This is a genomic window from Acinetobacter baretiae (assembly GCF_015627105.1).
Lineage (GTDB): Bacteria > Pseudomonadota > Gammaproteobacteria > Pseudomonadales > Moraxellaceae > Acinetobacter > Acinetobacter baretiae.
Genome location: NZ_VTDM01000019.1, coordinates 1 through 13216, shown reverse-complemented (window position 1 = coordinate 13216; position 13216 = coordinate 1). Strand labels below are relative to the sequence as shown.

Annotated in this window: 9 protein-coding genes and 1 pseudogene; 4 read left to right on the top strand and 6 right to left on the bottom strand. The window is 38.5% G+C overall.

What is annotated here, in order from left to right:
* Positions 1-11 precede the first annotated feature (11 nt).
* The 3 genes from nirD to I2F17_RS08410 are packed head-to-tail and all read right to left on the bottom strand — an operon-like array spanning position 12 to position 5533.
* Positions 12-1622, bottom strand: a complete 1611-nt coding sequence (gene nirD, locus I2F17_RS08420; protein WP_211139586.1) for a nitrite reductase small subunit NirD — start codon at positions 1620-1622, stop codon at positions 12-14.
* Positions 1623-1625: 3 nt separating this feature from the next.
* On the bottom strand, positions 1626-4166 hold the full coding sequence (nirB, locus tag I2F17_RS08415; RefSeq protein WP_211139585.1) for a nitrite reductase large subunit NirB: 2541 nt from the start codon (positions 4164-4166) through the stop codon (positions 1626-1628).
* Between the two features lie 26 nt (positions 4167-4192).
* On the bottom strand, positions 4193-5533 hold the full coding sequence (locus tag I2F17_RS08410) for an MFS transporter (protein WP_211139584.1): 1341 nt from the start codon (positions 5531-5533) through the stop codon (positions 4193-4195).
* A gap of 338 nt (positions 5534-5871) precedes the next feature.
* Between I2F17_RS08410 and I2F17_RS08405 the strand changes: the two genes are divergently transcribed.
* Positions 5872-6459 (top strand): ANTAR domain-containing response regulator, encoded by a 588-nt coding sequence (locus tag I2F17_RS08405; protein ID WP_211139583.1) that lies wholly within the window; start codon positions 5872-5874, stop codon positions 6457-6459.
* A gap of 2 nt (positions 6460-6461) precedes the next feature.
* Positions 6462-7469 carry an ABC transporter substrate-binding protein gene (locus I2F17_RS08400; RefSeq protein WP_211139582.1) on the top strand — a complete coding sequence of 336 codons (1008 nt, stop codon included), beginning with the start codon at positions 6462-6464 and terminating at the stop codon, positions 7467-7469.
* 64 nt (positions 7470-7533) lie between these two features.
* Here the strand turns inward: I2F17_RS08400 and I2F17_RS08395 are convergent, their stop codons facing one another.
* On the bottom strand, positions 7534-10173 hold the full coding sequence (locus I2F17_RS08395) for a bifunctional aconitate hydratase 2/2-methylisocitrate dehydratase (protein WP_211139581.1): 2640 nt from the start codon (positions 10171-10173) through the stop codon (positions 7534-7536).
* Positions 10174-10600: 427 nt separating this feature from the next.
* Positions 10601-11671: pseudogene (locus I2F17_RS08390) on the bottom strand (RNA-guided endonuclease InsQ/TnpB family protein).
* 162 nt (positions 11672-11833) lie between these two features.
* Between I2F17_RS08390 and I2F17_RS08385 the strand changes: the two are divergent.
* Positions 11834-12697 (top strand): LysR family transcriptional regulator, encoded by an 864-nt coding sequence (locus I2F17_RS08385; RefSeq protein WP_211139580.1) that lies wholly within the window; start codon positions 11834-11836, stop codon positions 12695-12697.
* A 112-nt stretch (positions 12698-12809) separates the two neighbouring features.
* Positions 12810-13022 carry a DoxX family protein gene (locus I2F17_RS08380; protein ID WP_211139579.1) on the top strand — a complete coding sequence of 71 codons (213 nt, stop codon included), beginning with the start codon at positions 12810-12812 and terminating at the stop codon, positions 13020-13022.
* Between the two features lie 9 nt (positions 13023-13031).
* Here the strand turns inward: I2F17_RS08380 and I2F17_RS08375 are convergent.
* A partial coding sequence (locus I2F17_RS08375; protein ID WP_211139578.1) for a transposase occupies positions 13032-13216 on the bottom strand: 185 nt, incomplete at its 5' end.

The window sequence follows — 13216 nt, the reverse complement described above, 5'->3', positions numbered from 1 at the left end:
AGTTACATCAATTAGCTGGCTTGTTTCATTGCAAAATCACGCCCAAACAATAATTTATGACGAATATCTCGAATTACTGTTTGGTCTGCAATTAACTCTGCATACCATGCGCCATCTTCAGTATCACCAAATAACACTGCACCAATAATCTGATCATTCTGAATAATAATACGTTTATACACCTGTCTTTTTTCATCATTTAAAATAATATTTTCAACATCACCTGTAGGCTCAATATTGCCAGCTGAAAATACATCGCATCCACTTACTTTGAGTTGTGTTGGTACAGTAGGTGATTTAAAAGTCATCCCCCCACGCTCTGCCAATTGATTGGCACAAATAAATGCTTGTCCCCACAATGGCTCAACTAAGCCAAAGGTTTGCTTTCGATGTTCAATGCATTCACCGACTGCATATATACTAGGGTCGAATGTTTGCATCGTATCATTAACAATGACACCTCGCTGACAATACAAACCTGCTTGCTGTGCTAATGCTATATTGGGACGTATACCTACAGCAAAAACCACTAAATCAGTATCAATCACTTGACCAGACTTCAAATGCACTTTGGTCACATGCCCATCATTTCCTTCTAAGTATTCAGTTGATACACCTGTTATCACCTGAATGCCTTTTGCTTCAATACTGGCTTGTAACAATGCACTTGCACGTGCATCTAATTGACGGTTCATAATACGATCTGTCAAATGTAATACCGTGACATTCATTCCTTGTTGTTTTAAACCATAGGCTGCTTCTAAACCTAAAAGTCCTCCACCGACCACCACCGCATGTTGATGATGCTTTGCGTAATGCAACATTTGGTCTACATCATCAATATCTCTAAAACTCATGACGCCTTTTAAATCAGTCCCTAATATGGGTGGAATAAAAGGTGTTGAGCCTGTGGCTAAAATCATTCGATCATAATCAACCACAAGCCCTTGCTCAGTATGTAATTGTTTTTTAGCTCGATCTATTTGAAGGACAGCATCTCCTATAATTAAACGAATACCACGATCTTGATACCATTGTGGTGAATGCAACATAATGTCATCCATTGTTTTATCGCCTGATAAAACAGGAGAGAGCATGATACGGTTATAATTTCCTCTAGGTTCTGCACCAATAACAGTGATGTGATAACGATCTGGTGCCATATCTAATAGATCTTCTAAACAGCGCATACCAGCCAAACCATTTCCAACCAATACCAATTTTAACTGGTGCGATGTTGATGTTTGATTGGTCATGTATGCTTTTTTTGCATGCGGACAAATATATACTCGGCCATCCTCTACTTTGGTTGGAAAAGACTGTAACCGTTGCTCGCTATCTTCTAAACAACGGCCTGTAACTAAACTAAAATGCTGTTTATAAATTGGCGATGCAATGACACGCTCACCTTGTATATCGCCAATAATGCCGCGTGACATCACAAAAGATTGACTAAATGGATCTTGATTGCTTAATGCATACACTCTTTGTTCATGACCTACACGAAATAATGCCATTTGCTCTTGACCAACTAAAACACCAACCCCTGTATTGGGTGTGATGTCATCTAAAGCACAAATTTCAACCCACTCTAAAGCGACATTGTCTTGTAATGTGTTCATCATTTATGCCTCTACCATTGGAATATGACTTGCATGGCGCTCAAGTTGTGTTTTTGGACGAATTTGGCCACGTACTTGAGTAAACTGAATATTTGGATCACTTTGTATTGGTGCATTAATAAAGGTTTTAAAACGCTGACGAATTTCTGGGCTTTCTATAGCTGTACGCCATTCATCTTGATACGTACCAACAACATGTTGCATGCGCTGTTCAAGTTCATGTGCTAGACCTAACGCATCATCAACAATTACAGATTTTAAATAAGCCAGTCCACCTTCTAAATTGTCACGCCAAACACTAGTACGTTGTAAACGATCAGCTGTTTGAATATAAAACATAAAAAACCGATCAATATAACGAATCAAAGTTGGTGTATCCAAATCAGACACCAAAAGCTCTGCATGCCGTGGTTTCATTCCACCATTGCCACATACATATAAATTCCAGCCTTTTTCTGTGGCAATTACCCCTACATCTTTACCTTGTGCTTCAGCACACTCACGGGTACAGCCAGACACTGCCATTTTGAGTTTATGTGGAGAGCGTAAGCCTTTATATCTATTTTCTAAAAAGATTGCCAAAGCCACTGAATCATCAACTCCATAACGACACCATGTACTGCCAACACATGACTTTACTGTTCGTAATGATTTGCCATACGCATGACCAGACTCAAATCCTGCTTGAATTAGCTTTTCCCAAATTTCAGGTAGTTGATGCACTTGTGCACCAAATAAATCAATTCGCTGACCCCCTGTAATTTTGGTATACAGTTGATACTCTTTCGCAATTTGACCAATCGTAATTAAACCATCTGGGGTAATTTCACCACCTGCGATACGAGGTACAATCGAATAAGAGCCATCTTTTTGAATATTACCCAAATAATAGTCATTACTATCTTGTAACCCTGCATGAGATGGTTTCAATACAAAATCATTCCAACATGATGCAAGTATATTTGCGACTGTCGGTTTACAGATATCACAGCCCAAACCATGACCATGCTGTATGATTAACTCATCAAAGCTTTTGATCTCATTGACACGAATCAAGTGATATAACTCTTGTCGTGAATAAGCAAAATGTTCACACAGATTATTATTGACTGTAACGCCTTGTCGCTGTAGTTCAGCTTTTAATACTTGTGTTACTAGTGCTGTACAACCACCACATGCGGTTGCCGCTTTAGTACATTTTTTTAATGCACCGAGTGAAGTTGAACCATCTGCAATCGCTGTACAAATATCAGATTTAGACACATTATTACATGAGCATATCACCGCAGTATCTGGCAATAGGTCAATTCCGCTTGCACCTACTTTTGACGTTGTAGCTGAAGCATTTGGCATAATTAAGTGTTCAGGATGTTCAGGCAGTGCTGACTCATTAAGCATCATTTGTAAAAGATCATGATATTCTTTAGCACAGCCAACTAAAACTGCACCTAATAATTTATTTTTTTGCTGATTAACCACAATTTTTTTATAAATTTTTGCATCTTCATCTGCATAAAAATAACTTAAGCTGTGTTTTGTTAAACCATGTGCATCACCAATCGAAGCAACATCCACCCCCATGAGTTTCAGTTTTGTGCTCATATCTGCACCCGTAAAACCAGATGTTGGCTCATTCATAATATGCTTTGCTGTTAAGCGCGCCATATCATAGCCTGGTGCAACAAGCCCATAAATTTTACTTTGCCATAGCGCACACTCACCAATTGCATAAATATGTGGGTCAGACGTTTGGCAATCGTTATCAATCACAATGCCACCACGTTCGCCCACCATTAAGCCACTTTGACGAGCCAACTCATCACGTGGGCGAATACCTGCTGAAAATAAAACAATATCTGCCTCTAAACTTGAACCATCTGCAAACTGAAGTACATGTGTTGAAACAGTCCCTGCCTCTATTACAGAGGTCGATTTTTGTGTATGAACTTGAACACCCAAATCTTCAATTTTTGAGCGTAAGATATTGCCACCCAAATCATCAATTTGTACGGCCATTAATCTAGGTGCAAACTCAACCACATGTGTTTTTAGGTTTAAATCCATTAAGGCTTTCGCAGCCTCTAACCCAAGCAGTCCTCCCCCAATCACAACACCGCTTTGAGCTGTACAACTTGCAGCTCGAATGGCATCTAAATCATCTATAGTTCGATATACAAAACAATTTTCTCGATCATGACCTGTAATAGGTGGCACAAATGGATAAGAGCCTGTTGCTAAAACCAGTTTGTCATAATCTATACTGTCGCCTGCATCTGTCATAACTGTTCTTTTATGCGTATCAATAGCAATCGCTTTGGTTTTTAAGCGTAAATCTATGCCATACGCATCAGCAAAATCGGCCCGAGCTAAAGATAAATCTTTCACAGTTTTACCTGCAAAATATTCGCTTAAATGAACTCGGTCATAGGCCAAATACGGTTCTTCGGCAAGTATTGTCAACTCAAGTGTATCATCTGCTTGCTCAAGCAATGTTTCGATAAACTTATGCCCAACCATACCGTAACCAATCATCACTATTTTCATTGTAATTCTCCTAGTTTATGTTTGTGTTACGCTACAGCATCTCGATCCATCACAGCTTGATCATATAACTGTTGTTCTTTTTGTTTATGTTCAGCAGAAAAACGTATGCTTAATACCGCAATGGCCGCCACAATCACGAGCCCACCCAATGCCATTAAACACGTTTGAATATCTAACATGCCTTTAAGTAAAAAACCTGCTGCAACTGCACCCACATTGCCACCTGCACCAATAATACCTGCAACACCGCCTAAAGCCCCTCGATCAATAAAAGGAACAAGCGCATATGTTGCACCACATGCCATATGTGTAAATAATGCAAAAACGGTCATACTTAAAATAGCCAGCATAGGTGTTTGCATTTGAGAAAATACAACTAAGAAAACACCTTCTAAAACAATCATCAAAAATAAAACTTTAGTACGGCCATCTAAGCCTTTTTTAACGGCAATACGATCAGAAACAATACCACCCAGTGCACGTGCAAACAGTGCCAATAAACCAAAAATTCCTGCTGTTAAGCCTGCCTCTTTAAGTCCAAATTGAAAATGCTCCACATAATACATCGCCACAACATTATGAATAAAAATCTCAATGCCAAAACAAGCGGCATATGCAATAAATAAAACCCATACACGGTAGTTTTTTGCAGCATGCATTAATATGGCAATACCCCCTTTTTTATCACTTCCTACATGAACACCTTGTGCACGAAGTTCTTTAAAATTACCTTGTGGACAATCTTGAGTATATTTCCAATACATTGCACCAACAATTAACATCATAATTCCCGGAACAACCAAAGCCGCTCTCCAGCCCATGGCTTGTTCTACACCAAACATGACCATAGCAGAAAGCAATAGTGGCATTAAGGCTTGTGTTGCACCGCCTCCTGCATTACCCCAACCTGCAGATGTTGCATTTGCAGTACCTACAACATTTGGTGCAAACATAATACTAGTATGGTATTGAGTCACCACAAAACTTGCGCCAATTGCACCAATGAGTAATCTAAAAAATAAAAATGTTTCATAATTGTTTGATACTGCGACACCAAAAACAGGAATACTGCCAAGCAAAAGTAAAGCTGTATAAGTTTTACGAGGTCCATATTTATCGCATAATGGCCCAACGATTAGACGCACTAAAATGGTGATAGCTACTGCTGCAATATTAATATTGGCAATTTGATTTTTAGTTAAATGAAATTCACCTGCAATCACAGGCATTAAAGGCGCACAGGCAAACCATGCAAAGAAACATACAAAAAAAGCAAGCCAACTCATATGAAAGGCGCGCATTGTTACTGCTTTAAAATTAAATAAATGGATTTTCGTGGCTTTTTTAGCATTTAAATTTATAGACATGGCATGACTCTTTTTTTGAGCTTAACGTATTCAACACACTGTTTTGAAACTCTGTATCAAAACAACATGCATGAGAACGGGCGCCATTGACCGTCATATAAATTTTAGGAGTCGTCTTTGACTCGTTATAATTAATGCATAAATCATACCAAGATTAAAAAAATAAAATAAATCGCGGTTTTATCATAAAAAAACTATTTTATGCACAACCATATCGAATGTAGATCTATAAAAGTGCATTAAATAAGGGCATTATTTTTTCCAATCAGCCAATTTTATACTGGTATAAAAATTGCTTATCTTCAGATGAAATATTCTTTGTATTTAGATTCAAATCTATGTCTACTTTAAAAATTGCGCTTATTGATGATGATATTGATCGTGCTGAACTCATTAAATGCTCTTTACTTGAGTATGATTTAGATGTCGTTGCCTGCTTGAGTATTGAGCACTTAAACACGATACAACTCGAACAATTACATGCAGATGTTATTTTACTTGATATGGCAAATCCACATCGAGATATTATCGAAAATTGCGTCAGTCAATTTGACTTACCTACAGTACTGTTTACTAAAAACACCAATAAAGAGGTCATTAAAAATGCGATAGACGCAGGAGTTACTGCATATATTGTCGATGGGATTGACCCTATAAAATTACAAAGTATTTTAGAAATTTCAATTGAACAATATAAAAAACATAAAAAACTACTCAATGATTTGGCAGACACAAAAAATAAATTAGCAGATCGAAAAGACATTGAAAAAGCAAAAGCCTTTCTCATTCAAATTCATCAAGTCAATGAAGAACAAGCTTTTCAATTACTACGCAAAAATGCCATGAGTTTAAGAATCACCATTGGCGAGGTCGCTCGGCGATTGATTGATGCACAAAAACTACTACAATTTCAAATGAAGGAATAACCATGACCATGTTAGAAAAACACGCCATACAGCTTGGTTATATTCCCTTATTAGATTGTATTGCCATTCTTTGGGCAAAACATCGTGGTTTTTTTGATGAATTCGGCCTAGATGTGACCTTAGTCAAGGAAGCATCTTGGGCAAGCCTGAGAGATCGACTCGCTTTTGGTGTATTAGATACTGCACATTGTTTATCTGCTATGCTCCCTGCTGCGGCAACAGGTACAGATCAAATTGGTATTCCCTTACAAACACCATTAGTGTTGAGCGTGAATCGTGCCTTTATTAGTCTAAATCAAGCAATTTGCTTTGAGTGTGATATTTCGACATCAGATACCGTATTAACAAGTGCAAAAAAATTAGTTGAATACATTAAAAAAGACCATATTATTCATTTAGCACACGTGTTTAAACACTCCATTCATCATTACTGTATTAAAGAATGGCTTGCTTTGGCAGATGTAGAGATCGCCAAAAATATTCAACTCATGACATGTCCACCACCCTACATGATTCAAGCCATTCAAAAACAAACTATTGATGGATTTTGTGTCGGTGAGCCATGGAATATTCAGTCGCAAGTGCAAGGGTATTCGCAAATTGTTGCTCAAAGTAGGGATATTATTCCTGAAGTTGCAGATAAAGTGTTGGCCGTCACACAAAACTGGGCTCAAGAGCACCCTAAAACGCTCATGGCGATCAGTCAAGCCATTATCAAAGCACAATCTGAGTTAAAAACCCTTGAGTCTTTTACAGAAGTTTGGCAAATACTTCAAAAGTATCAGATTATTCAGTTTGAGTGCTCTCCGACTGTGCATGTTCAAGCCTATTATAAACTCATACATATTATTAAAAGCTTTTCAACATCTCAGGCACCAAAGATGGATGATTTTGAATGGATTATTCAACAAATGTGTCAGTGGGAAGGACTATCTTTAACAGCACAAGATGCACGTGCTGTGGCCAACACGTGCATCATAGATTCTGATGAGATCGATACAGTGATGTAAAATACATTCACATCACGGCTATTTATTCAATTGACCTCTATACAATATAGACGTCAATTTAAAATTACGTCAGTTGTGCTGCAGAGATTTTTTTAGTATCTACATTTAATGCAGCCGATTGATAGTGAGCCATTTGGTCAAAATTTAAATACTTATAAATATCTGACGACATACTGTCAATTTGAGATGCATACTGCTGATATTCTTCAGGCGTTGGCAACTGCCCTAATACAGCCGCGACCGAGGCGAGTTCAGCAGATGCTAAATACACATCTGCACCTTGACCCAACCGATTTGGGAAGTTACGAGTAGATGTTGAAACAACTGTTGTATTAGGTGCAACACGGGCTTGGTTCCCCATACAAAGTGAACAACCTGGCATTTCTGTACGTGCACCTGCTCGACCATACGTATTATAAAAACCCTCTTCCATTAATTGGTGTTCATCCATACGTGTTGGTGGTGCAAGCCATAAACGTGTTGTTAATGCACCACTTGGTACTTTATCTAACAATTTACCCGCTGCACGAAAGTGACCAATATTAGTCATACATGAACCAATAAACACCTCATCAATTTTAGCACCTTGTACATCTGAAAGTAGTTTTGCATCATCAGGGTCATTTGGACAACATAACACTGGCTCTTTAATGTCGGCTAAATCTATTTCATAGATACGCGTATACTCAGCATCAGCATCCGCTTTAAGCAATTGAGGATCGGCTAGCCATTTTTCCATATTTTCTACACGGCGTGCCATGGTTCTTGCATCGCCATAACCTTGTGAAATCATCCATTTCAACATGGTTATATTTGAGCGCAGATACTCTGTAACTTTATTTTCAGATAAAGTAATGGCACAGCCTGCCGCAGAACGCTCTGCCGATGCATCTGATAATTCAAAGGCCTGCTCTACAGTTAACTCTGTATCCATTTCAGTTAAATCAATTTCTAAAATACGACCTGAGAAAATATTTTTCTTGCCTTTTTTCTCAACGGTTAAATCACCAGCTTGAATGGCATAATAAGGAATGGCATGTACCAAATCTCGAAGTGTAATCCCTGCTTGCATTTTACCCTTAAATTTTACCAATACAGACTCTGGCATATCTAATGGCATGACCCCTGTTGCAGCTGCAAATGCCACCAGCCCTGAACCTGCAGGAAAAGAAATTCCAATTGGAAAACGTGTATGCGAATCACCGCCTGTCCCCACAGTATCTGGCAATAACATGCGGTTTAACCAAGAGTGAATAATACCATCACCGGGACGAAGTGATACACCACCACGGTTCATAATAAAATCGGGCAATGTATGTTGAGTTTGTACATCGACAGGTTTTGGATACGCAGCCGTGTGACAAAATGACTGCATAACCAAGTCTGCTGAAAATCCTAAACAGGCCAAGTCTTTGAGTTCGTCACGTGTCATAGGCCCTGTTGTATCTTGTGAACCCACCGTGGTCATACGAGGTTCACAATAGGTATCAGGACGAATACCTTGCCCTTCAGGTAGCCCACATGCTCGACCGACCATTTTTTGAGCCAAAGTAAATCCTTTTCCTGTATTGACAGGATGTTTAGGTTGGCGAAATAAAGTAGATACAGGTAACCCTAGAGCTTCTCTTGCTTTTGTGGTTAATCCCCGCCCAATGATTAAATTAATACGCCCACCTGCACGAACTTCATCAAGTAGTACTGGTGTTTTGAGTTTTGAGTGTGCGATTTCTTGCCCATTTTTGAATGCAGTTACTTCTGCAACATTTTTATCAATTTTTAGGGTAATCTCATCGCCCATATTCATTTCTGATACATCTATTTCGACAGGCAATGCACCTGCATCTTCCATGGTATTAAAAAAAATCGGGGCAATTTTGGTGCCCAAACAAACACCACCATCTTTTTTATTTGGAATATGTGGCAAATCATCACCAAAATACCAAAGCACAGAATTGGTGGCCGATTTACGAGATGACCCCGTTCCAACTACATCTCCAACATATGCCACTTGATGCCCCTTGGCAATCAATGCTTGAATTTGCTGAATGGGTCCAATTTCACCTTGTTTTTCAGGCACAATCCCATCACGTTCATTTTTGAGCATTGCTGTTGCATGTAATGGAATGTCTGGACGACTCCATGCATCTTGCGCAGGAGACAAATCATCAGTATTGGTTTCACCTGTTACTTTAAAAACAGTAATTTTAATTTCTTCAGGCACATCTTTACGAGAAGTGAACCACTCTGCATCTGCCCACGACTGCATAACCGCTTGAGCATGGCTATTGCCTGCTTTTGCTTTATCTGCAACATCATGAAATGCATCAAATACCAATAAAGTCTTTTTTAAAGCCGTTGCCGCTAAATCAGACAGCTCAGCATCATCAAGTAAATCAACCAATGGTGCTACGTTATACCCCCCCAACATGGTGCCGAGTAAATATACTGCTCTTTGTTTTGTCACCAATGGTGAATTTGCTGTACCTTTTGCGATGGCTGCTAAAAAAGCAGCTTTCACGTATGCTGCTTGATCAACACCTGCAGGGATTCTATTTTCTAATAGGTCGATCAAGTATACTTCTTCACCAACGGGTGGATTTTTTAGTAATTCAACAAGATCAGCAGTTTGTGCATCATCAAGCGGTTTTGGTGGTATTCCTAGTGCGGCACGTTCTTGAACGTGTTGGCGGTAAGCTACTAGCACGGTGTTCTCCCTGTATTTTAAATGAATGTATAAATATTGATATTGCACATCATCTATACGTCGCTTGTGTCGCGATGATTTTACTAAAATTATGAAATAAAGTTAATGTTATTCATTGTTTTGTGCGTGATGATCGATATTTCCTAGCGAAATGATGCAAACGGAATTTCGAGTAGCAAAGCCATCATATAAGAGTACATAGAAAGATCATGTATCAAAGCGTAAACTGAGTAAAGAAAATTGTGCAACCATGAATATATATTCGCATGACATGTTTTTCGTCTTGCGCTCACGGTCAAATAAACAAATGATTGCTTGTGCTTTTATTGTGCATATGGTCAGTCTATAAATGATCTACCCTTGACATCCTCCCCGACCTGAGAAGCGATTAACTTCGCAAGATGGGGATTCCTCCTGCGAGATGCTCCTATCCTGAGAAACATTGTTTCGTAAAGAGAGTATTCAGTGCCAAGTTTATATCCCGATCATGGAGCGTACCGCACTCCATGCACTGCCATTCTCTTATTCCAAGACCTGAGAAGCACTGCTTCGTAAAACCTTTCGGACTACTGAGCCGTGAGCTACAGCACGAACACGTTTGGATGGTATATGCTTCATTGACTTCCTCAAACCTGAGAAGCACCGCTTCGTAAGATGCGTTCTCGCATTTGTACCTGAGCATGGTTTTTAAGGTCGTCCAACTTGCATCGAGTGCAGACTTGGCTAATCTTGTCTGTGCCAATGCTTTGGCATTTACATTACCAACAATGATTATTGTATGGCTATTCACAAGTGTGTATGTGAATTGATGCAACATATTTTGTCTAATGTTCTTAATCTTGGCATAAATCGCTTTGACACGTTTTTTATTCTTGGCTCTTTGAGCAATACCTAGCTTTTACTCATACTTACAATAGATTTTAGGGGCTTTGAGTTTTACACCATTTGAGCATGTGGTAAGGTCTTTGAGTCCTAGATCAATGCCTATTGCTGTGGTTGATACTGTTTTCTCAATCTTTGGTGTATCTACGACCAAACACACATACCAATGCCCACGACGATCTTCAACGAATGAGCCTGTCTTAACTTTGTATTTTGAAAGTCCGTAACTATCCCATAATTTGAGTTGGTACTTACCATACTGAACATAGCCATCAGCGTACTTCACAGCAACTTTTTTGAATGGAATCCAACCGAGTGAACGTCTTGTAGATTTCTTATTGCTTACCCGCTATTTCAGCTTGGCTTTCTTAAATTGTTTGCATCTTATGATGAGTTCTTCTGTCATTGCTTGAACAGTTTAGTTATGCAAGCCACACATCTTTTGATGTGTATTTAGTGTATTTAGAAACATCATAAGCTGAGAAGCATTGACCTGTTTTTTAAGATGCTTAAAACACAAATCATTGACATAATTTCAAACAAAGTTCACTTCAAATGCGAGTTGGTCTAGCACCTTGCAATGCTTGTCTTTTATGCGTAATTTCAGTGTTTTCACAGGCTTATTATAGCAAATTATTATTTTTACCTCACAAAGAAGGACGGTATTTTAAGGATAGCTTCAAAGCAAATAGATTGCATCGCTATCAATACTCCGTCAATATCTTAACCACTTCATCAAAACGACTTAGTAAACATGGATAGAATGGACTGCGATCGTATGTTTATCGCAATTATCGAAACAGGTAATTTCACTTTAGCATCTAAACGCTTAGGTACAAGCTTAGGTCAAGCCTCTAAACTCATTGCTAAACTCGAAGCAGATTTAGCTGTAACACTACTCAGAAGAACGACCCGTTCAATCACAGCTACTGAAATGGGTACAGCCTATTATGAGCGTATAAAGCCATTGCTCAGTGAATATGAAGCCATCAATGATGATATGCGTTTAACAACACAGACACCTCGGGGCTTATTAAAAATCTCCGTTCCTGTCACTTTTGGGGCTAGTCAACTTACAGACCCACTGCTTCAATTTGCGCAAAAATATCCTGATATTGAACTCGACATACAATTTTCAGATCGTATTGTAAATATTGTAGATGAAGGCTTTGATCTTGCCATTCGTATTGGGCATCTCACCAGTAGTAGTTTAATTGCACGTAAACTTTGCCCCGTGCGAACACTGGTTGTTGCATCAGATGATTATCTTTCAAAAAATAAAACCCCCGAATCATGGAAAGATCTCGCTCAACATAATTGTATTTTAGATACTAATTTTATAGAGCCTTATCTTTGGACATTTAGTGATAAACAAGGAAAAATGCAGATTCAACCCGTTACGGGCAAATTAAAATTCTCGAATGCAGAGGCCTGTTTAAAAGCAGTATGCGCAGGTTTTGGCATTGCTAAACTACCTGACTTTGTTGTAAAAAATGCAATCGATGAAGGTAAACTCAAAACAATTTTGGAGGATTATGAAGCTCCCCCACGTGGTTTATATGTGATTTACCCCCCGACAAAATATTTAGCACACAAATCAAGAGTCATGATTGATTTTTTAGTGCATACATTTTCTCATTAGTATATTTAATATTATTTCTATTTTAGAAACAAATATAATCAAAAACCTCATATAGTAAAAGATATGGAAATACTTATACTCTAATCTAACCTCATACAGATTAGAGAAAATAATGAATCACCAAAACACTACCCCCTATGCAGCACTTGTTTTACGTATCTCACTTGGTATTTTGTTTCTTGCTCATTTTGGCCTAAAGTTTTTCGTATTTACACCGAGTGGTACAGCAGGGTTTTTCTCCTCTTTAGGACTACCCAGTGGTTTAGCCTACCTCACAATGGCACTTGAGTTTTTCGGTGGAATCGCTTTAATTTTAGGCTTATAGTCAAACAATCTAATTACTCATACAGAAATGAAAAAACATCTGAAAGAGTCGATCAATACAATCCTCTTGCCATTCTTTTCTCTTTTTCTTAATCCATGCCCAAGTCTTTTCAATAAAATTCAAATCAGGGCTATAAGCAGGCAACCATAAAATCTGATGCCCATAGTGTTCCAATAACTCCTGTATATCCGATC

What these genes read in the sequence shown, in the direction of transcription:
- nirB (WP_211139585.1), bottom strand. Translation starts at nt 4,166, where the DNA reads ATGAAAATAGTGATGATTGGTTACGGTATGGTTGGGCATAAGTTTATC.
- I2F17_RS08405 (WP_211139583.1), top strand. Translation starts at nt 5,872, where the DNA reads ATGTCTACTTTAAAAATTGCGCTTATTGATGATGATATTGATCGTGCT.
- I2F17_RS08385 (WP_211139580.1), top strand. Translation starts at nt 11,834, where the DNA reads ATGTTTATCGCAATTATCGAAACAGGTAATTTCACTTTAGCATCTAAA.
- I2F17_RS08380 (WP_211139579.1), top strand. Translation starts at nt 12,810, where the DNA reads ATGAATCACCAAAACACTACCCCCTATGCAGCACTTGTTTTACGTATC.
- nirD (WP_211139586.1), bottom strand. Translation starts at nt 1,622, where the DNA reads ATGAACACATTACAAGACAATGTCGCTTTAGAGTGGGTTGAAATTTGT.
- I2F17_RS08410 (WP_211139584.1), bottom strand. Translation starts at nt 5,533, where the DNA reads ATGTCTATAAATTTAAATGCTAAAAAAGCCACGAAAATCCATTTATTT.
- I2F17_RS08400 (WP_211139582.1), top strand. Translation starts at nt 6,462, where the DNA reads ATGACCATGTTAGAAAAACACGCCATACAGCTTGGTTATATTCCCTTA.